The organism is Thiomonas bhubaneswarensis (genome assembly GCF_001418255.1).
In the GTDB taxonomy this organism is placed as follows: Bacteria; Pseudomonadota; Gammaproteobacteria; order Burkholderiales; family Burkholderiaceae_C; genus Thiomonas; species Thiomonas bhubaneswarensis.
The window spans coordinates 297331-318365 of record NZ_LIPV01000003.1 but is presented as its reverse complement, the minus strand read 5'-3'; the positions used below and the strand labels follow the sequence as shown (position 1 = coordinate 318365).

The window sequence follows — 21035 nt, the reverse complement described above, 5'->3', positions numbered from 1 at the left end:
TGTCCACCCGGGTTCACCGGTTCAGGTGAAAGCAAAAGCAACATCTGCGCCACGCCGCAGGGTCGGCAGGGCTGCCTGTCAGGCGTCGTTGACCTGATCGTCGGCCCAGTCGCGCGCACGTTCCACGGCGCGGTGCCAGCGGGCCATGCGCGCGCCGCGCTCGTCGGCGCTCATGGTGGGCTCGAAGCGGCGTTCGGGCGCCCACAAGGCCGACAGGGTCTGCGCATCCGGCCACAGCCCCGCCCCCAGCCCGGCCAGGTAGGCCGCGCCCATCGCGGTGCTCTGCAACTGCGCCGAGCGCACCACCGGCACGCCCAGCAGATCGGCCTGAAACTGCATCAGACGGTCGTTGACGGCGGCCCCGCCATCCACCCGCAATTCGCACAGCGGCGGCCCGCCCTGCGCTGCGACATCGGCCTGCATGGCGGCAAACAATTCGGCGCTCTGGTAGGCCATGCTGTCGATGGTGGCGCGGGCCACATGCGCCGCCGTGGTGCCGCGGGTGATGCCAATGAGCAGGCCGCGCGCCTGGGCGTCCCAATGCGGCGCGCCCAGCCCGGTGAAAGCGGGCACCAGCAGCACGCCGCCGCTGCCCTGCACGCTGTCAGCGAGTTCCTGGGCCTCTTGCGCGCTGCGCACCAGACCAAGGCCGTCGCGCAGCCATTGCACCGCCGCCCCGGCGATGAACACGCTGCCCTCCAGGGCGTAGTGCAACGGCTGGTCGGCCCCGAGCTTCCAGGCCACGGTGGTGAGCAGCCGCTGTTGCGAGCGCACCGGCTGGGTTGCCGTGTGCTGCAGCGCGAAGCAGCCGGTACCGTAGGTGTTCTTCGCCATGCCAGGCTGCAGGCAGGCCTGGCCGAACAGCGCGGCCTGCTGGTCGCCGGCCATGCCGGTGATGGGAATGCTCAGGCCGCCGAGATGCGCGGTGGCGATGGCGCCGCAATTGGGCACGATGGTGGGCAACACCGCGCGAGGCACGCGCAGCAGCGCCAGCAGATCGTCGTCCCATTCGCCGGTGTGGATGTTGCACAGCAGGGTGCGGCTAGCGTTGCTGACGTCGGTGACGTGCGACTGGCCACCGCTGAGCTTCCACACCAGCCAACTGTCGATGGTGCCAGCGGCCAGTTCGCCGCGCTCGGCGCGAGCGCGGGCGCCGGGAACGTGGTCGAGCAGCCAGGCCAGCTTGGTGGCGGAAAAGTAGGCGTCGGGCAACAGGCCGGTGCGCCGCTGCAATTCGGGCGCATGACCTTTAACCTCGAGTTCGGCGCAGATGGGCGCCGTTCGGCGATCTTGCCAGACGATGGCATTCGCCAAAGGGGCGCCGCTGGCGCGCTCCCAGAGCGCCACGGTTTCGCGCTGATTGGTGATGCCGATGCCCGCAAGGTCGCTCAAACCCGCACCGGCACGGGCCAGAGCCTCGCTGAGTGTGGCGCTCTGCGTGGCCCAGATGTCCAGCGGGTCGTGCTCCACCCAGCCGGGTTGCGGGTAGTGCTGAGCAAACTCGCGCTGCGCGCTGGCGAGCACACGGCCCTGTTCGTCGAGGATCAGGGTGCGCGAGCTGGAGGTGCCTTGATCGAGGGCGGCGATCAGTGCCACGGCGCAATCCTCAAGGATCGATCACATTGGCGCACACATCGGTAGGCGCCGCGGCGACATGGCCGACCACGGGCACCATCTTCAGTCCGGCCGAGGCCACGCGGCACGGCGCGGCCACGACCCCGCAGCCCGAAAGGGCCGAACAGGCCAGCCATAAGGCGATCCATCGTCGTGTCATGGTGGTTCTCTCAAAATGGGGAAAGCCCATTATGCGGGGAACTGAAACCAGGCTGAAGAAACCCGCCCGCCGGTGAACCGATCTCCATACCGCGGCACAGACTGAGTATTGCCATTTGGAAAACAGAAAGGAAAGGACACCCCATGAAAGCCGCCGACGTCGCCAAAACCGCCTTTTCCATGCCCCTGAGCAGCCCCGCCTACCCGCCCGGCCCTTACCGCTTCATCGACCGCGAGTTTTTCGTCGTGACTTACCGCACCGACCCCAAGGCATTGCGCGAGATGATTCCCGAGCCGCTGGAGCCCGCAGGCGACCTGGTGAAGTTCGAGTTCATCCGCATGCCCGATTCCACCGGCTTCGGCGCCTATACCGAATCGGGCCAGGTGGTGCCCGTGCTCTACAAGGGCAAGCCCGCCACCTTCCAGATTGCGATGTACCTCGACGACGAGGCGCCCATCGCCGGCGGGCGGGAGATCTGGGGCTTTCCCAAAAAACTCGCCAAGCCGCGCCTGAGCGTGGCCGCCGACACCCTGTTGGGCACGCTGGACTATGGCCCGGTACGCATCGCCACCGGCACCATGGGCTACAAGCACCGCACGCTCGATACGGCCAAGGTGCTGGCTTCGCTGCAGCAGCCCAACTTTCTGCTCAAGATCATCCCCCATGTGGACTGCACGCCGCGCATCTGCGAACTGGTGCAGTACGACCTCGAAGACCTCGTGGTGAAAGGCGCCTGGGAAGGCCCCGCCGCGCTGGAGCTGCATGCCCATGCGCTGGCCCCGGTATCGGCGCTGCCGGTGCTGGAGGTGGTGTCGGGCGCGCACATCCTCACCGACCTCACCCTCGGGCTGGGGCGAGTGGCGCACGACTATCTCGCCAAGCGTTGAACCCAGATTGTTCATTAGGGCACGGGATGATGGCGAGGCGGGTTGGGGATGGATTTGACTCCGGGCGACAAGCCCATAGCCCAAGCTATGGGCGCGAAGCACGGGGGCAAAGACGCCCCAAACCGACCGCCAGCGTCCGAGCAGGCGCAAAGCGCCGCCTAATGAACAATCTGGGTTGAAGGTGTCATAGGAGTCGGCGGGGTTTGCGCCGCTCCTTGGAGTTGAAGCGTCCATCCTGTGCTCACTCGGGCGCAGGATGGACGCTGGCTTTCATCCATGCCCGAATGAATCGATGTACCCATTCGAATCAACGACAATAATGCGCGCTTTGCGCGATGAATCCCCCTGGACTCGGGTGTTTGTTAGGGAATTGTCACTAGACTTCGCCTTGCATGACACTGATGCACTAAATTTACCAATTCAACTACCGTTCACGACAAGCCCATGAAGAACCCTCTGCTGTTCCGGGTGCCGTCTCCCGCCTTCATTCAGGAGACCCCCCATGAGTGAAAAAATCGGCGGCATCGACCGCATCGACCGTCGTCTGCTCACGCTGTTGCAGGAAGACGGTCGCATCGCCAATCTCCGCCTGGCCCAGTTGGTCAATCTCTCGCCCACGGCCGTGCTCGAGCGCGTCAAACGCCTCACGCGCGACGGTTTCATCCTCGGCTACGAAGGACGGCTCAATCCCGATCTGCTCGGTGCAGGGCTGATGGTGTTCGTCGAGGTGCAACTCGACCGCACGGTGCCCGACACCTTCGAGAAGTTTCAGTCGGCCATCAAGGTGCGGCCCGAGATTCTCGAATGCCACATGGTGGCGGGCAATTTCGACTATCTGCTGAAGGTGCGGGTGGCCGACATGGCCGCCTATCGCACCTTCGTGGCCAATGTCATCGCCACGCTGCCCGGCGTGCGCGAAACCCGATCGTTCGCCGTCATCGACGAAGTGAAGAACACCACCCGCCTGCAAGTCGAGCTCTGATCGGCCTGCAGCCGCCCAAGGCGCGAGCGAATCCGAGCGATTCGCGCGCGCCTTTTTTTTACTTGTGGTGCTTCGGTGTCAGCAGCACCAGCACGGCACACAGCACCATGAAGCCGGCCAGCACCAGAATGCCGCCGTTAGTGCTCTGCGTCGTCTGCTTCACCCAACCGATGATGGACGGGCCGAAGAACCCGGCCAGATTGCCCAGGGCATTGATCAAGGCAATGCCGGCCGCGGCCGCGGTGCCCGCCAGAAACGCGTTGGGCAGCGCCCAGAACAGCGGCAGCACCACCATGATGCCTACAGTAGCCAGCGTCAAGGCCACCATCGCCAGGGTCGTGTCGGCGCTCCAGAGCGTGGAAAGCACCAAGCCTGCGGCACCGATGAGCGCGGGAATGGCCACGTGCCAGCGGCGTTCGTGGCGCTTGTCCGAACTGCGTCCTACCAGAATCATCGCCACCACCGACACCCCGTAAGGCAGCGCCACCAGCCAGCCTATGGTCAGCGGATCGGTCACGCCGGTCGATTTGATCAGCAGCGGCAGCCAGAAACTCAGGCCATACAGACCGATGACCACCGAGAAATAGATTAGCGCCATCAGCCACACCCGCGGCTGCGCCAGACCTTCCAGCGCTGAATGCGCGGGCTTGGTCTGCGCCTCCTGGTCGAGCGCGTGTTGCAGCGCGGCTTTTTCGTCGGCGCTCAGCCACTTGGCGTGCTGAATGCCATTGTCGAGGTAGAACAGGGTGACGATGCCCAGCAGCACCGCGGGCAGACCTTCGAGGACGAACAGCCACTGCCACCCTGCCCAGCCGTGGTGGCCGTGGAAATGGTGCAGGATCCAGCCCGACACCGGCCCGCCGATCAAGCCCGAGAGCGGCACCGCGCTCATGAACCAGGCGGTCATCTGGCTGCGCCGCGCCGCCGGGTACCAATAGGTGAGATAGAGGATGATGCCCGGGAAGAACCCGGCCTCGGCCACGCCGAGCAGAAAGCGCATCACGTAGAACTGCGTCGGCGTGGTGACGAACAGCGTCAGCGCCGAAATCAGTCCCCAGGTGATCATGATGCGGGCGATCCACACCCGCGCGCCGACGCGGTGAAGAATGAGGTTGCTGGGCACCTCGAACACGAAATAGCCGAGGAAAAAAATGCCCGCGCCCAGCCCGTACACCGCATCGGAAAAGCCCAGATCGCCCTTCATCTGCAACTGGGCGAAACCGATGTTCACCCGGTCGAGATAGGCGACGAAGTAGCAAAGGATGAGAAACGGAATGATGCGCCAGCCGATGCGGCGATAGACCTGCTCCGAAGGCGGCGGCGCGGTTTGCCCCGACGTGAGTGTTGCCATGTTGCGTCTCCTTCTCGTTGTCAAAGCGGGGGTCATCTCGCCCCTTTACTGCCAGCCGGACCGCTACCCGAGTTGGGGCCGCAACCGGATTTCAGCGACCGGCTTCGCCCACACCGGTGGCGGGTTCCGCGGGCCGGGCAAAGTACTTCTGCTCCGCCAGCGCCTCGTAAAGCGGGGGTGTGAAGACGTTCGCCACCCGGCTGCTGATCAGCGCGGTGGCCATGAGGGGAATGACCAGGCCGCCGCCGTTGATCATTTCCATGACGATGACGAACGAAGTCAGCGGCGACTGCGTGACCGCGGCCAGATAACCCACCATGCAGATGGCCACCAGCGCCGACTGCGGATACTGCCCGAACCACTGGCTGACCCACTGGCCGAAGCCCGCGCCGATCGACAGCGAGGGCGAGAACAGGCCGCCAGGCAATCCGGTGATGTAGGACAGAACCATGGAGAGCCACTTCACCAGCGGGTAATACCAGCTCACCTGTTCGCCGTGATTCATCAGCAGGTGCCGCGCCTGGTCGTAACCGCTGCCCCAGGTCTGCCCACCCGTGGCAATGCCGATGATGGCGACAAGCAGGCCCAGCGCCGCGCCCCAGAGCAGCGGAGAGCGGTCGCGCCATACGAACAGCTTGGCCGGAATCCAGCGAACCTGCCGCAGCAGCGCCAGATTGAACGCCGCCCCCGCCAGCCCGCACAGCACGGCGGCCACCACCACCGGCACGACGAAGGCGATGGGGAAGATGTCGGGCGCGGTGATCTGGCCGAAATACAGATAGTTGCCTGCCAGGGCCAGCGAGACCAGACCGGAAAACACGATGCTGGTGATGAGCACACCGTTGGTACGCACCTCGAAGCTGCGTGTGAGCTCCTCGATGGCGAACAGAATGCCGGCCAGCGGCGTATTGAACGCCCCGGACAGACCCGCCGCCGACCCCGCCAGCAGCAGCACTCGCTCCATGCGCAGCGTCACACGCGGGTAGAAACGCCGCATCTCGTACATGATCGAGGCGCCCACATGCACCGTCGGCCCCTCGCGCCCGAGCGTCAGCCCGCCGAGCATGCCCATGAGGCCCAGGCCGAGCTTGCCGATGAGGATGCGCAGTCCGAACAGGCGGCGAATCCGGGTTTCATCCCGCTCGCCGTGCAGGGCAGCGATCACCTGCGGAATGCCGCTGCCTTCGCTGCCGTTGAACCACCTTCGAGTCATCCACACCGCACCGGCGGTGAGGGCCGGGGTGATGATCAGGGCCAGCCACGGCCGCCCGTCGATCCAGCCCAGAAAGATGGCCAGCACATCGTTGGCCCAGTTGGCGAAGAACACCGCCGCGAGACCCACCAGCACCGCACCGAGCCACAGCACGCCATAGTTCAACCAGGATTTGCGGACGTTTTTTCGGGTCAGACGCCAGAGTGCGGCGGGGCGGTAGCGGGAATGCATGGAGTTGAAGGATAACGGGCGTCCACGGCCGTCGTGGAAGGCCGAACATCAGCAAAACAGAGGGGAAGGTCACAGCGTAACGGCGCTGGCACCTTCACCATACTGCACGGAGTAAATCTCAATAGAAACAAAACGTTGCCCGTGTCCACGCTTGCAACCCGGGCATTGCACTTAAGGGTTTTTACGCACTAGGATAACCCGGCATTTTTGACAAAAGTTAAAACACAGGCGCGTTCACAACCGCTGACATCTTGCGAGAAAGCCTAAACCACCATGCGTTCCCTTCATCTGCTCACCGTGCCGGAGAAACTGCTGCATACCGGCTTCATCTTCCTGGTCTGCATCGGTCTGCTCTGCGCCGAAGCCTATCTCTACGTCACCCACGCAGGGCTCGACGGCAAGACCGGCGTGACCCTCAAAGACATCCAGATTTCCTACTACGGCAACCGCGACAGCAGCAAGCTGCAGACGGTGCTGCCCACCATGTTCACCAATGCGGGCATTCCCAAGGAGCAATGGCCGCAACTGCAGCAAACCATCGACCATTGGGTGGTCGGTGGCCAGACCAAGGCCGAATACGAAAGCCAGATCAAGCCCATCATCGACCAGCACTGCATGATGTGCCACAGCGTGGCCATGAGCAAACAGCTGCACAACCCGCCGCTGGCAAGCTATGAGGACGTGAAGGCCGTCGCCAAGGTCGACACCGGCATGTCGTACAACGCGATGCTGATGACCGGCATGGTGCACCTGACCATGCTCGGGCTGATCTTCTGGGTTGCCGGCTGGCTGTTCCTGCAAACGCGGGTGCACAGCCAGATCAAGGCCATCTCGGTCATCACACCTTTCATCGCCATGCTGCTCGACTTCTCCGGCTGGTTCCTCACCAAGCAAAACCCCGACTTCGCCTGGTTCGTGCTCATCGGCGGCGCGCTCTCCTGCCCGATCGCCATGCTGGAGATGGGCGTGGCCCTGCTCGACATGTGGATCGGTCTGCCCAAGTTCCTGATGCAGCGCATCGTCACCGAATTGCCCAAGACGAGCGTGCGTACCGCAACCGCCTGATCGACGCCCGTCGTCCGCTACCAAACCCCGCCGATGCGGGGTTTTTTGCGGCCGAATCGCGGGATGGGGCGTCATGGTCACTCCTTAGAATGCCCCGCATGACGACCGCCCCAACCTCATCCTCCGCTCTTCATGTCGTGGTGCTTGCCGCCGGCAAGGGCACGCGCATGCGATCCGATCTGCCCAAGGTCTTGCAGCCGCTGGCCGGCAAGCCGCTGCTGGGCCATGTGCTCGATACCGTGCACCAGCTCGCCGCCGAGCGCGCGGTGGTGGTGACCGGCTTCGGCGCGCAGCGGGTGCAGGATGCGTTTGCGGATCAGCCTCAGCTGCGTTTCGCGCTGCAGGAGCCGCAGCTCGGCACCGGCCACGCCGTGCAGCAGGCGCTGCCGCAGTTGCCGGATGAAGGCGTCTGCCTGGTGCTCTATGGCGACGTGCCGCTGGCCCCGGCCGCGAGCCTGCTGCCGCTGGTGGCGCAGGCGCAAGGCGGGGCACTCGCGCTGCTCACGGTGGAGCTGGAAGATCCGACCGGCTACGGCCGCATTCTGCGCGACACCGACGGCGCGGTGCTGGGCATCGTCGAGCACAAGGACGCGACGCCCGAGCAACGCGCGGTGCGCGAATGCAACACCGGCATTCTGTGCGCCCCGATCGCGCATCTGCGCCGCTGGCTGGGCGAGTTGCGCAACGACAACGCGCAAGGCGAGTATTACCTCACCGACATCGTCGCCCTGGCCGTGGCCGACGGCGTGCCGGTTCGCGCCGCCACCGTGGCCGACGCCGACGACGTGCTCGGCGTGAACGACCGCAGCCAGCTCGCCCATCTGGAGCGCGTGGTGCAGGGCCGCGCGGCACGCCGCCTGCTCGATGCCGGGGTCACCCTGGCCGACCCGGCGCGGCTGGACGTGCGCGGCGCCCTGCACTGCGGCCGCGACGTGTTCATCGACGTGGGCTGCGTGTTCGAGGGCGAGGTGCATCTGGCCGACGGCGCCCGCGTCGGCCCCTACGCCGTGCTGCGCAATGTGCGCGTGGGCGCGGGTACGGTGATCCATCCCTTCTGCCATCTCGACGGCGCCAGCATCGGCGCCGGTGCCCTGATCGGGCCGTTCGCGCGGCTACGCCCCACCACCGCGCTGGCCGACGGCGTGCACATCGGCAACTTCGTCGAAGTGAAGAACGGCACGATGGGCAACGATTCCAAGGCCAATCACCTCAGTTACGTGGGCGACGCCAGCGTGGGCGCGCGGGTCAACATCGGCGCGGGCACCATCGTGGCCAATTACGACGGCGCCAACAAGCACCGCACCGTCATCGAAGACGACGCGCACACCGGCTCCAACTCGGTGCTGGTCGCGCCCATCACCGTGGGCGCGGGTGCCACCGTGGGGGCGGGCTCCACCGTCACCAAGGCCGTACCGGCCGGTGCGCTCACCGTGGCGCGCGCCCGCGCCGTCACCCTCGAGGGCTGGACGCGGCCGGTGAAGAAAAAATAAGGCCGCAGCTTCGCGGCAGGTTCACCCCGCCAGCGGCACCCGCGGCGCGAACTTGCTGCGGTACACCGAAAAAAAAGCCCGTACATTGCGCACCTGGTTGGCCGCGGTGAACAGGCGGTGTACGAGGGCATGGTAGGCGGGCATGTCGGCCACCAACAGCACCAGCACGAAATCCGGCCCGGGCGACACGCGCCAGCACTGTTGCACCTCGGGTACGTCAGCCACCAGCGCCTCGAAAGCCGACAGCCGCTCCGCCGCCTGCTCCGACAGGGTGATTTCGACGATGGCCGTCAGACCGGCGCCGATGCGGTCGGCGTTGAGCACCGCGATGCGCCGCTCGATCACCCCTGCCTCCACAAGCCGCCGCACCCGCCGCAGGCAGGTGGGCGGGGTCAGATGCGTGCGCTGCGCGAGTTCCTGATTGCTCAGCGAACAGTCTTGCTGCAGCAGATCGAGCAGACGGCGGTCGGCGTCGTCAAGGACGATGTTGTCCATAAATATTTCATTCATTGATTGAAAATGCAATTTTATTGCATGACGACCGATCGATGGAATTTTTGGTCAAACAGTGTGACTTTTTGCCGCCTCATTTCATGCCCCCTTCCTTATGATCGCGGCACTTTCAACCCGTGGAGTGCAGCACATGTGTGGAATCGTCGGCGCCGTGGCGCAACGCAACATCGTTCCCGTTCTCATCGAAGGCCTGCGCAGGCTCGAGTACCGCGGCTATGATTCCTGCGGCGTGGCCGTCTATGCCAACGGTGGCCTGGAGCGTGCCCGCAGCGTGGCCCGCGTGGCTGAACTCGACATGCAGACGCGCGACCTGCAGGCCTTCACCGGCATCGCCCACACCCGCTGGGCCACGCACGGCGCGCCCACCACCAGCAACGCGCACCCGCATTTCTCGGCCGGGCCGAGCAAGACCACCGAGTCGGCGCACATCGCCGTGGTGCACAACGGCATCATCGAAAACTACGAGGCACTGCGCGCCATGCTGCAGTCAGACGGCTATCAGTTCGAGAGCCAGACCGACACCGAAGTCATCGCCCACTTGATCGACCACCTCTATTGCGGCGACCTGTTCGAGGCCGTGCAGGCCGCCACCCGGCAGCTGCACGGCGCCTACGCCATCGCCGTGTTCAGCCGCGAGGAGCCGCACCGCATCGTCGGCGCCCGCGACGGCTCGCCGCTGGTGGTAGGCCTGGGCCAGGGCGAGAACTTCCTCGCCTCCGACGCCCTGGCGCTGGCCGGCACCACCGACCAGTTCATCTACCTCGAAGATGGCGACGTGGCCGATCTGCAGCTCGGCAAGGTCTGGATCGTCAATCGCGACCATAAGCCGGTCGAGCGTGAGGTGCGCACCATCACCGCCTTTACTGCCGCCGTGGAGCTCGGCCCCTACCGCCACTTCATGCAGAAGGAAATCTTCGAGCAGCCACGCGCCATTGCCGACACGCTCGACGGCATCCAGTCCATCACCCCCGCGCTGTTCGGCGCCCAGGCCGCGCAAGTGTTTCCCGCCATCAGCGGCGTGCGCATCCTGGCCTGCGGCACCAGCTTCTACGCCGGTCTCACCGCCAAGTACTGGATCGAATCCATCGCCCGCGTGCCCGTCGAGGTGGAGGTCGCCAGCGAATACCGCTACCGCGACTCGGTGCCCGACCCGAGCGCGCTGGTCGTGGTCATCTCGCAGTCGGGCGAAACCGCCGACACCCTGGCCGCGCTCAAACACGCCAAACAGCTTGGCCACACCCACACCCTGGCCGTGGTGAATGTCGCCACCAGCGCCATGGTGCGCGAAACCGCGATGCAGTTCTTCACCCGCGCCGGGGCCGAGATCGGCGTGGCCTCGACCAAAGCCTTCACCACCCAGCTCGTCGCGCTCTACCTGCTGGCTGGCGCCCTGGCCCGCGCCAAGGGTCGCTTGAGCGAGGCGCAGGAGGCCAGCATGCTGGCCGACCTGCGCCACCTGCCCGCTGCGGTGCAGAGCGTGCTGGCGCTTGAGCCGCAGATCATCGCCTGGGCCGAACAGTTCGCGCGCCGCGAAAACGCCCTGTTCCTCGGCCGCGGCATGCACTACCCCATCGCCCTGGAAGGCGCGCTCAAGCTCAAGGAAATCACCTACATCCACGCCGAAGCCTACCCCGCAGGCGAACTCAAGCACGGCCCGCTCGCTCTCGTCACCGAAGCCATGCCGGTGGTCGCCGTGGCCCCGCGCGACGCCCTGCTCGACAAGCTCAAGAGCAATCTGCAGGAAGTGCGTGCCCGCGGCGGCGAACTCTATGTGTTCGCCGACGCCGACGGCCAGATCGAAGCCAGCGACGGCGTGCACCTCATCCGCCTGCCCGAGCACTACGGCGACCTCTCGCCCATTCTGCACGTCGTGCCGCTGCAACTTCTCGCCTACCACACCGCCACCGCCCGCGGCACCGACGTCGACAAGCCGCGAAACCTGGCCAAGAGCGTGACGGTGGAGTGAGGAGCTGTGAACAAAGCCGGTACGCCCATGCAGGGCGCGCCGGATTCATTCACAACCTCCGAGGCGGTCGCTGGCGGGGCGGGATGGTTCGTTACGTACACTAACTAACCAACATCGGCTTGCATGGTCGGTCAATGTATTCACCGAACACCATCATTCAAACTATGATGAAATGACTTTCTAGCCGTTCGCACACCTTGGACTGAATCTTGATGGGAGTCGCATGCCCCTCAGCCCCCTCTCCACCGACGACCTGGTACTGAGCGCCTTGCATTCCATGCGCACGCTCGTGGGCATGGAGGTCGCATTCGTCTCACAGTTCAAGAAGGGTCGGCGCATCTTCCGCTATGTCGAGCCGCTGGACAATCCGGTTGCCTTGCACGTCGGCGACTCCGATCCGCTCGAAGAGTCTTACTGCCACCGCATCGCCACCGGCCAGCTCCCGGAGCTGATGCACGATGCGAGACTGCTCGATGCCACGCAAGACATCGCTGCCACGCTGGCCCTGCCCGTGGGGGCACATCTCAGTGTGCCGATCCGCCTCAGTGATGGCGATGTGTACGGCGAGTTCTGCTGCTTCAGCCGTACGGCCGATCCCACGCTCGATGCGCGCGACGTCGAAACAATGCGTTGTTTTGCCGACATCACTGCCAAGTTCATCGATCAGCAGGCGCGCGAGGAACAACGCCGCGACGAACTGCTTTCGCGACACACGGCGGTGCTGCAGGCGCAGCGCTTTTCGATCGTTTACCAGCCCATTGTCCACCTCGACTCCGGACGCATCGTCGGGTACGAGGCCTTGACGCGATTTCTCGACGAGCCGGTCCGCACGCCCGACGTCTGGTTCGCCGAAGCGGCCGAGGTCGGCCTGCAGCAAGCCCTCGAACGGGCCGTGCTGACCAAGGCGCTCAGCCAACTGGAGCGGCTGCCCGCGCCAAGCTACCTGTCCATCAACGCATCGCCCGAAACCGTCCTGGCGGGCGCACTGCAGCAGGCGCTTGGGGACTATCCCCTGGAACGCATCGTCCTCGAACTCACCGAGCATACGCTCGTGCACGACTACCCAGGCATCGTGGAGGTGCTCTCGCCGCTGAGGAAACGTGGTTTGCGCCTGGCCGTCGACGATGCCGGCGCCGGATTTGCGAGCTTTCGACACATCGTCGAATTGCATCCCGACATCATCAAGCTGGACAACAGCCTGATCCGCCAGATCGATACACATCAGGGCTATCGCGCCCTTGCCGACGCCCTCATTCGATTCGCCCACCAGACCGGCAGCGTGGTCATCGCCGAAGGCGTGGAAACGCAAGCGCAACGGACGATCCTCAAGTCACTGCAGGCCGACGAAGCCCAGGGCTATCTTCTAGGCCGCCCCGCGCCGATCGACACGCTCGTGTGAATCTGCCCGTTCCGAAGCTCAAGTCCCGCAAGCCCAGCGACCTCACGCGGTCTGCACCACCCGCACCGCGCTGAACAGCGCGCCCAGGGTGGCCATGGCGGTGGCGACTACCAAGCCGACTTGCGGTGCGTGGGCGGCAGTGACCAGGTGGAACACCAGCGAACTGGCCACGGCGCCCGCCGTCTGGCCGGAAAGCCGAGCGGTGGCCTGCATGCCGCCAGCCGCTGCGCTGCGTGCCTTGGGCGCGGAGAGCAACATGTTGCGGTTGTTCGGCACCTGAAAGAAACCGAAGCCCAGGCCGCACAACACCGTGCTGGCGACCAGCGGCAACAGGCGATGCTCCTGCGTCATCCAGGCCGCCAGCAGCAGACCCGCAGCGAGACAGACGGCGCCGAAGGTACACAGCGCCGCGGTGGACAAGCGGTCGGCAAGCCGACCGGCCAGCGGCGCGGCCACGGCAACTGTCAAGGGCCACGGCGTCAGCGCCAGACCCGTGACCAGGGCGCTTTCCCCGAGGCGGTTCTGGAAGTCGAAGACGAGAGCGACGATGCCCGCGATCTGCGCGCCGAAGCAACTGATCGAGGCGAGCACCGACAGACGGAAAGACGGAAGACGCAGAAGATCGAGGGGGATGAGCGGCGCCTCGACGCGCCACTCGCGCATCACCAGCGCGACAAACGCCGCGGCAGCGCCTGCCATCAGCACGGCGCCCTGCGCGGGCGAGGCCGCGAGCCGATCAACACCGAGCACGAGCAGGGCGAAGCCCAGCGCGTTCAGGGCCATGCTGGGCAGATCGAGAGGACGCTGCGTCGGCGTGCCGTGGGGCAGGCGCCTCAGCGCCAGCAGGGTGACCAGGCCGACGGGGAGGTTCACCGCAAACAGCCAGCGCCAGTCGGCCAGCGACAGAATCACCGCGCCGAGGGTGGGCCCGGCTGCCGACGACAGGGCCACGGTCAGAGCCGTCCAGCCGATGGCCCGGCCCAGCATGCGTTGAGGCACGATGGCCCGCAGCAAGGCCGCATTGAGCGCCATGATGCAGGCGCCACCCAGTCCCTGGATGAAGCGCGCACCCACCAGCCAGCCGAAGCTCGGCGCCACGACGCACAGCGCCGAGGCCAGGGTGAACAGCGCTACGCCGCCCGTGTAAAGCATGCGGTGCCCAACCTTGTCGCCGATGGCCGCGCAGGGGAACAGCGCCATGACCAGCGCCATCTGATAGGCCGTGACCACCCAGATCGCCTGCGAGGCGCTGACCCGCAACTCGCTGGAAATGGTGGGCAGGGCGACGTTGACAATGGTGCCATCGAGCACGACCAGCACCGTCGCGAGCAGCACGCCAACCAGGGCCCAGAGCTGGCCCGGTTCGAGCGAATCGCTGCGAGGTAATGGCATAAAGTCAGAATCCGTAGGCCGCAGACTCTATCAGCCGGGGACAAGTCGCGCAGGAGGTCATCCTCCCAAGGAGCGGATCGGCGCTGTCTCGACCCTCACCGCAGCGGCTCAACCGATCCGTGGCGGTTCCTGCATCAGCGCGACCTGCTCGCGCAGTTCGAGGATGCGGTCCTGCCAGTAGCGCACGCTGCCGAACCAGGGAAAGGCTGCGGGGAACGCGGGGTCGCTCCAGCGGCTGGCGATCCAGGCGCTGTGATGCAGCAGGCGCAGGGTGCGCAGGGGCTCGATCAGGTGGGTCTCCCGATCATCGAACTCACGGAACATCTCGTAGCCGCGCAGCAGCGCCGCGAACTGGCGCCGCATGTCGGCCTCGTCGCCGGAGAGCAGCATCCATAAATCCTGAATCGCGGGTCCGGTGCGGCTGTCGTCGAAGTCGACGAAATGCGGGCCGTCGTCGGTCCAGAGCAGATTGCCCGGATGGCAATCGCCATGCAACCGGATCAGCGACACGTCCCCTGCCCGCGCATAGGACTGGCGCACGGCGTCGAGCGCCTGATCGGCGATGGCGAGCCAGGCATCTCGCAGCTCCACAGGCAGCCAGTCGCCGTCGCGCAGCAGGTCGCGCGAGGCCACGCCAAAGGTCTGCACGTCCAGCGTGGGACGGACCTGGTAGGCCGTGCCTGCACCTACCGCATGAATGCGCCCGAGAAACCGGCCCAGCCATTCCAGCGTTTCCTCCTGCTCGATCTCGGGCGTGCGCCCGCCCTGACGCGCAAACAACGCAAAGCGGTGACCGCCCGCATGGTGCAGGCTGCGCTCACCGAGGACGATGGGGGGCACGACGGGAATCTCGCGCTCGGCCAGTTCCAGGGTGAAGGCGTGCTCTTCCAGAATGGCCGCGTCGCTCCAGCGGCCCGGGCGATAGAACTTGGCGATGCGCTGGCTGCCGTCTTCCAGACCGACCTGAAAGACCCGGTTCTCATAACTGTTGAGTTGCAGCAACGTGCCGTCGCAGCGCAGGCCCAGGCTGTCGATGGCGTCGAGCACGGCATCGGGGCTGAGTTCGGCGTAGGTGGGTGGGGTTGGGGCGTTCACGCGGGCTGCCTCGTTCACGCGGCGGTCTGCAGCGGTTCGAGATCGACCGCCACGCTGGCCGCAGCGCTGCTGAATGTGACCGCGCCATCCTGCACCAGACATTGCAGTTGCATGGTGCGCGCGGCCAAGCCGGCGAGCGCCTGGATGGTCTCGGGCGGCAGCCGCAGCACGGTCAGGTTCTTCAGACGGGCGAGCTTGCCCGCGTTCTGCTTCCACCACACCGGGCAACTGCCGGCATGGCAGACCACGACGACCTGCTCCGCACGCCCGCAGGCCTTGCGTACGCGGCTCTCGTCGGGCTGGCCGATGTCGATCCACAGCTTGATCGCGCCGGTGAGATCCTTCACCCAGATGTCGGGCTCGTCCACGTCGAAGAGGCCCTTGGTCAGGGCGATGCCCTCCTGCGCGTACAGGGCGTAGAGCAGCACCCGCACCATCATGCGCTCCTCGGTCTCGGAGGGGTGACAGGCCAGGGTCAGGGCATGGTCGGCGTAGTAATGCCGGTCCATGTCGGCCACTTGCAGGTCGGCTTTGTAGATCGTCGCTTTCAGCGCCATGAGGGGTTCGCTCGCGGTCAAAGGGGTGGATTGTGCAGGCAGTTCAGAGACGACTTGCAGCGGTGTAGGAACCACTCTCAATCCGCCCGGCCCTCCACCACATGCCCGCTGACCACCGCCCCGTCCTGCGGCTTCAGACGGATGAAAGCCGGCAGCGCGAGCATGGGCAGCACGGCGAGCAGCAGGAAGGTGTCGTGAAAGGTCTGCAGTGCGGGGACGGCATGGGCTGGCGTGAGCAGGCCCAGCCACGCGGCCCCCAGCGAGACTCCGAAGCTCACGGTGAGTTGTTGCAGCAGACCACCCAGGCTGGTGGCGCTGCTCAGGCGTGATGCTTCGATGTCGGCATAGGCCAGGGTGTTAGAAATCATGAACTGGGTGGATCGCACCAGGCCGTACAGCACGATGGCGGTAGCGATCCACAGCGTGGAGGTGTGCGGGCCGATCAGGGCGAAGCCCGCCAGCGACGCGGTGCAGGCCGTCGCGCTGGCCAGCAGCAGACGGCGAAAGCCCAGCAGCCGAAGGCCGCGGCCCACGAACAGTCGCACCACGGGCGACGCCACGGCCGACAGAAAGGTCAGCGCGCCCGACTGCACCGGGCTCATGCCCAGGCCGACCTGCAGCATGAGGGGCAGGAGATAGACCGGCGCGTTCATCGCCATGCGGCACAACCCGCCGGCCAGGGTGGCGATGCCAAAGGCACGCTCGCGCAGCAGGGTCAGATCGACGGCCGGATGCGTGAGGCGGCGACCATGGCGAAGGAAAGCCAGCAACAGCAAGGCGGCGACCAGCGTCATGGCGGCCAGCGTGACTACCGGCAGATGCGCGGCCCCCTCCATGGCGAACTGCAGCAGGCCCACCGCCACGCCGAACAGCACGAAGCCCGCAAGGTCGAAGGCGGCAGGAGCGGGGCCATCCTCGTCGTCGAGCACGCGCGCAGCCAGCAGCATGCCCAGCAGGCCGAACGGCAGGTTGACGAAAAAGATCCAGCGCCACGACAGCGTCGTGGTCAGCCACCCGCCTAGCAGCGGGCCGATGACCGGGCCGATGATGGCGGGCAAGGTGGCGTAGGTCATGGCGCGCACCAGATCGGCGCGGGGAAAGCTGCGCAGCAGGATGAGACGGCCCACCGGCGTCATCATCGCCCCGCCGAGACCCTGCAGCATGCGCATGGCCACCAGCATCGGAAAACTGTCGGCCACGCCGCACAGCACCGAGCCCAGGGTGAACACTCCGAGCGCGGCAATGAACACGCGCCGCGCGCCGAAACGGTCGGCCAGCCATCCGCTCAGCGGAATGAACACCGCCAGGGTCAACACATAGGCACTGACCGCAAGGCTCATCTGCACCACGCTGGCCTGCAGGGTGCGCGCCATGTCGGGAATGGCGGTGGTGACGATGGTGGCGTCGAGCTGCTCCATCAGGAAGGCGATGGCCACGACCATCGCCACCCATGGGCGCGGCAACCGTTCGCCGGGTGGAGCGGCAGCGGCGAGCGTCACGGGCCGACCTGCCTACGGCGGGGTGCGCGACAGGCCGACTTAAACGAATGCGAGGGCAGCATCATCCGAGCAATGTAAGCCCGAATGCAAAAACCTGCTGCCTGCAAAAACGCGCCTGCACCCGGTAGACGCAGGCGGCGCCGACACGATTACTGGCGCTTGAACAGCGCGACCAGATCGTCGCGCAGCGGTGCGGTGGCGGCCACCTGGAGTTTGTAGTCCTTGCCGTCGAAGCTCACCTTGTTGATCATGGCCTCTTTCTTGTTCAGATCGAGCGCGACGGCGCGCAGGTTGGCCGTCTCGAAATACTTGGCCACGCGGGCATTGCGCGCGGCGATCTCCTGCGGCTGCTTCTGCGCCCAGGTGGTGACGTGGAAAATCACGCTGCCCTTGTAGTTGTGCTCGGCGAGCTGCTCCAGCGCGGCTTCGAGCAGGGCCATGTTTTCTTCCTTCTTCCACTCGCCGCCAAAAGCGAAATAGATGCCGTCAGCGGGCAGCAGACGGGCCACGGCGGGGGCGATCTCGGGCTTGTCCTTGACCGACTCGAAGGTCAGCACCGAGTCGGCCTTGTTGACGGTGAGCGTGCCACCGATGCCGCCTGCCAGATCGTTGCAGATCAGCGAGCGGTTGGCCAGCAGGCCCAGATGCGGACGCTCCATGGTCTTGGCCAGCGCATTGCCCACCACGCCTCCGGCCATGATGCGAATGGTCTGGATTTCACTGAAGCTCAGCGGCTTCTTGGCCTCATCGGCAAACGCGGTGGACGAAAACGCCAGAGCGCTGAGAGCGATGGTCAGAAGGGTTTTTTTCATACGGGGGCCTTTCATCAGGTTGGAAAAGCCGCAGTATCAATTAGTTACAAGTCGCTTGATGCATTCGCCTGTTTTTCGCTTTGATACAGGTCAAACCTTTGTCTCGTGATGCTCGATTGCGCCCGAAAAGGGCCGAGCAATGGCCTGCGGCTTGTGTGAAAAATGCACGGATTCGGCCGAGCATCCGATGAAATTTATAGTGGATCGATGCCCCTTTGCCTACACTCGCTGCCGATAGGAAGAACCGCTTTGCAAGCCGTCGCACCCACAGCGAACCGGCCATGCAGACCTCATTTTTCAACGCAAGGATGGACCGACTTCACCCCTCCAATCAGGCCCGTCGCCCGCAGAAGGCTGTGCTGGCGCTGAACCTTGTCGGCTACGCCATCGGCGCACTCACCCTGCTGGGCTATGGCTTGCTGGGGCTGATCCCGTTGGTGGTTTCTGCGGCGTACCTGGTCGCCGGGGCGCTGCTCAATATCGCGCTGTACGCCTGGATCGTGCGTCTTCCCGATACCGAGGTGCGCGAGAAGGCCTATCCCACCTTCGTCTTTCTGCTGTCCAACGTCGCGCTGCAGCTCGGGTTTGCCGTCTGGCAGCCTCGGATCGCCTTCATCGCCATGCTGATTCTGATCGGCATCGTGCCGCTCGAAGTGCTGCGCATGCGCCGCAGGCAGATCGTGGGGCTGTATGCCCTCATCGCGGTGATGACCCTCGTCGCCCTGCTGCTCAGCCCGGATGGCTGGAACGTCCCCGCTCAGGGCTGGATGCAGGAGGTGTTGCTGTGGGTGGCGTTTGCCGAGGCCCTGGGTTTCGCCACCGCCGCGCAACTGTTCAAGCAGCGTTTCAGCCGCAGTCTGGTGCAGCATCACCAGCAGATTCAGAACGACTACAAGACCTTCCGCACCATCGCCTACCGAGACGACCTCACCGGCCTGCCCAACCGTCGTGCCTTCATGCAACAGCTTGCCGAGGAACTGCGCAAGCACCCGGAGCGGGCGCTGGCCGTGGGCATGATCGACCTGGACCGCTTCAAGATCGTCAACGACCGGCTGGGCCACGCCATCGGCGACCAGCTTCTGGTTGCCGTCGGCCAGCGTCTGCGTGGCGTGCTGCGGCAGGGCGATGTGCTGGCACGGCTGGGTGGCGACGAGTTCGTGGTGATGCTGTCTCAGTACGCCTCGCTCGACCACCTGCGCACCGTGGCCGATCGGCTGATCAAGTGCATGGAGCAGGAGTTCGTGGTGCAGAGCCACGCGCTGCAGATCGGGCTGTCGCTGGGCATCGTCATCCAGCAACAGCAGCAGCCGGCCGATGCCCCCACGCTGATGCGCCGTGCCGATCTGGCCATGTACGCCGCCAAGGAACACGGTCGTCAGCAGTACCGCATCTTCGATCAGCACATGGAAGATGCCCTGCAGAGACGCACCCACACCCTGCAATGGGTGCTCGAGGCGCTGCGCGAAGACCGTCTCGAACTGCACTATCAACCCATTCTGTCGTTCGACCGCACCGCCAAGACCCATGGCGTGACCGTCAGCGGCGCCGAGGCTCTGCTGCGCCTGCGCGACGCCAACGGCATTCATGCCGCCGGCGCGTTCGAGTCGGTGCTCGACGACGAGCAGATCGGCGTGCCGGTGGGACGGATGGTGCTGGCCAAGGCCCTCGAACAGGCGCAGCGCTGGCATCTGGAGGGACGCGACATCCAGATCAGCATCAACGTCAGCCCGCGGCACTTTCTCGATCCGCAGTTCCTCTCCGATCTGCGCGTCGCCCTGGAGCGCCACCCGGCCTGCCCGCCAGACCGTCTCATCCTCGAAGTCACCGAACACGGCTCCGAACTCGACAGCCGCATGGCCAGCTTCGTCGTCAACCGCTGCCGCAGCCTGGGCGTGCGCGTAGCGCTCGATGATTTCGGCACCGGCAGCGCCAGTCTCATCCATCTCCAGCAACTCGAGGTGTCTTCGGTCAAGATCGACCGCAGCTTCACCCGCGACCTGTTCACCAGCGGCGCGGGTCTGAGCATCACCTATGGCCTGCTGCGCACCGCCTCGCTCATGGGCCTGAAGGTCGTGGCCGAGGGCGTGAGCTCGCCCCAGCACGCGCTGGCGCTGGCGGCGATGTCCTGCACCCGCTTTCAGGGTTACGCCATCGCCAAGCCGATGAGCGACGTCGAGATGGAACACTGGCTGGACCACTGGCAAGACCTCCTGCCCTGGGCCGCCCTGCTGCCGCGACAAGCCGAGATTTCGCCCGATGCCATCCATGCCCTGGTGCAGCACAACAACACCTTGCTGCACGCCGAGCGTGGCACCATCAGCGTTGAGGAGCGCGCCCTGCTCCTGCAACCCGATGGGCATGAGCATTGTGCGCTGGGTGCCTGGTGTCACGCCAACTCGTCGCTTTACAGCAAGCGGCCTGGATTCCTTCGGCTCATGCGCGAACATCACCAGATTCACAGCCGTCTGCGCGAGTATCTGACAGAGAACCACACGGACGACGAGAAGGTGGACAAACACGTCTTGGCCGAGCAGAGCCGCGCGATACGGCACCAGTTCTGGAATCTGATCCTGCTCGGCGTGGGTCAAGGAACAGAACAGAGTCCCTTCGATGCCCCGGTGCCCGATCGCAAAGCCGACAGGCAACCCCTGAACCTGGTGAGTTGAGGCGACGCTGAAGTTCCCGTGATGGCGCGCGCCAGCGGCGCAGCAGGCCGTAATATTGCCGTCACAATGACGCTCGTCACCACCGTATCGGCGTCTGCGCGTCTCTGCACACCTCGGCCAGGCACCCGGCGCAGCCCGTTTCC

17 protein-coding genes are annotated in these 21035 nt (G+C 65.4%); 7 read left to right on the top strand and 10 right to left on the bottom strand.

Annotated features, from left to right (window positions below; all coding sequences use genetic code 11):
- Positions 1-78: 78 nt before the first annotated feature.
- Positions 79-1596 (bottom strand): glycerol kinase GlpK, encoded by a 1518-nt coding sequence (glpK, locus tag ASC45_RS05945; protein ID WP_055450097.1) that lies wholly within the window; start codon positions 1594-1596, stop codon positions 79-81.
- Positions 1597-1606: 10 nt separating this feature from the next.
- A complete protein-coding gene (locus tag ASC45_RS15845) occupies positions 1607-1774 on the bottom strand; it encodes a DUF6726 family protein (protein WP_167344839.1) in 168 nt (55 codons plus the stop codon).
- Between the two features lie 143 nt (positions 1775-1917).
- Here ASC45_RS15845 and ASC45_RS05940 point away from each other — a divergent pair, with 143 nt between their 5' ends.
- A complete protein-coding gene (locus tag ASC45_RS05940; protein WP_055450096.1) occupies positions 1918-2661 on the top strand; it encodes an acetoacetate decarboxylase in 744 nt (247 codons plus the stop codon).
- Between the two features lie 502 nt (positions 2662-3163).
- On the top strand, positions 3164-3643 hold the full coding sequence (locus tag ASC45_RS05935; RefSeq protein WP_055450095.1) for an Lrp/AsnC ligand binding domain-containing protein: 480 nt from the start codon (positions 3164-3166) through the stop codon (positions 3641-3643).
- A 58-nt stretch (positions 3644-3701) separates the two neighbouring features.
- Here the strand turns inward: ASC45_RS05935 and ASC45_RS05930 are convergent, their stop codons facing one another.
- Together ASC45_RS05930 and ASC45_RS05925 are read right to left on the bottom strand one after the other, a co-directional pair.
- Complete coding sequence (locus ASC45_RS05930; protein WP_055450094.1) at positions 3702-4994, bottom strand: MFS transporter; 1293 nt, start codon at positions 4992-4994, stop codon at positions 3702-3704.
- 91 nt (positions 4995-5085) lie between these two features.
- The gene (locus ASC45_RS05925) at positions 5086-6438 is read right to left on the bottom strand and encodes a chloride channel protein (protein WP_055450093.1); all 1353 of its coding nucleotides are present in this window, start codon (positions 6436-6438) and stop codon (positions 5086-5088) included.
- Between the two features lie 273 nt (positions 6439-6711).
- Between ASC45_RS05925 and ASC45_RS05920 the strand changes: the two genes are divergently transcribed.
- Entirely contained in the window at positions 6712-7503 is a 792-nt protein-coding gene (locus ASC45_RS05920) for a hypothetical protein (RefSeq protein WP_055450092.1), read from the top strand.
- A 98-nt stretch (positions 7504-7601) separates the two neighbouring features.
- Positions 7602-8993 carry a bifunctional UDP-N-acetylglucosamine diphosphorylase/glucosamine-1-phosphate N-acetyltransferase GlmU gene (glmU, locus tag ASC45_RS05915; protein ID WP_055450091.1) on the top strand — a complete coding sequence of 464 codons (1392 nt, stop codon included), beginning with the start codon at positions 7602-7604 and terminating at the stop codon, positions 8991-8993.
- A gap of 21 nt (positions 8994-9014) precedes the next feature.
- Here glmU and ASC45_RS05910 read toward each other — a convergent pair whose 3' ends face one another.
- Complete coding sequence (locus tag ASC45_RS05910) at positions 9015-9488, bottom strand: Lrp/AsnC family transcriptional regulator (protein ID WP_082454275.1); 474 nt, start codon at positions 9486-9488, stop codon at positions 9015-9017.
- 148 nt (positions 9489-9636) lie between these two features.
- Here ASC45_RS05910 and glmS point away from each other — a divergent pair, with 148 nt between their 5' ends.
- Both glmS and ASC45_RS05900 read left to right on the top strand, forming a co-directional pair.
- On the top strand, positions 9637-11472 hold the full coding sequence (gene glmS, locus ASC45_RS05905; protein ID WP_055450089.1) for a glutamine--fructose-6-phosphate transaminase (isomerizing): 1836 nt from the start codon (positions 9637-9639) through the stop codon (positions 11470-11472).
- 223 nt (positions 11473-11695) lie between these two features.
- Positions 11696-12871: an EAL domain-containing protein gene (locus ASC45_RS05900; protein WP_055450088.1), complete on the top strand. Its 1176-nt coding sequence runs from the start codon at positions 11696-11698 to the stop codon at positions 12869-12871.
- Positions 12872-12913: 42 nt separating this feature from the next.
- Here ASC45_RS05900 and ASC45_RS05895 read toward each other — a convergent pair whose 3' ends face one another.
- The 5 genes from ASC45_RS05895 to ASC45_RS05875 form a co-directional block, all read right to left on the bottom strand.
- On the bottom strand, positions 12914-14263 hold the full coding sequence (locus tag ASC45_RS05895; protein WP_055450087.1) for an MFS transporter: 1350 nt from the start codon (positions 14261-14263) through the stop codon (positions 12914-12916).
- A 108-nt stretch (positions 14264-14371) separates the two neighbouring features.
- On the bottom strand, positions 14372-15358 hold the full coding sequence (locus tag ASC45_RS05890; RefSeq protein ID WP_055450164.1) for a serine/threonine protein kinase: 987 nt from the start codon (positions 15356-15358) through the stop codon (positions 14372-14374).
- 14 nt (positions 15359-15372) lie between these two features.
- A complete protein-coding gene (locus ASC45_RS05885; RefSeq protein ID WP_055450086.1) occupies positions 15373-15915 on the bottom strand; it encodes a YaeQ family protein in 543 nt (180 codons plus the stop codon).
- A gap of 77 nt (positions 15916-15992) precedes the next feature.
- Positions 15993-17414, bottom strand: a complete 1422-nt coding sequence (locus ASC45_RS05880) for an MDR family MFS transporter (RefSeq protein WP_055450085.1) — start codon at positions 17412-17414, stop codon at positions 15993-15995.
- 149 nt (positions 17415-17563) lie between these two features.
- Positions 17564-18226, bottom strand: coding sequence for a hypothetical protein (locus ASC45_RS05875; RefSeq protein ID WP_055450084.1), 663 nt, complete (start codon positions 18224-18226; stop codon positions 17564-17566).
- 281 nt (positions 18227-18507) lie between these two features.
- On the opposite strand from ASC45_RS05875, the gene ASC45_RS05870 reads away from it, so the two are divergent.
- Complete coding sequence (locus tag ASC45_RS05870; RefSeq protein ID WP_245609966.1) at positions 18508-20892, top strand: EAL domain-containing protein; 2385 nt, start codon at positions 18508-18510, stop codon at positions 20890-20892.
- Positions 20893-21035: the final 143 nt, after the last annotated feature.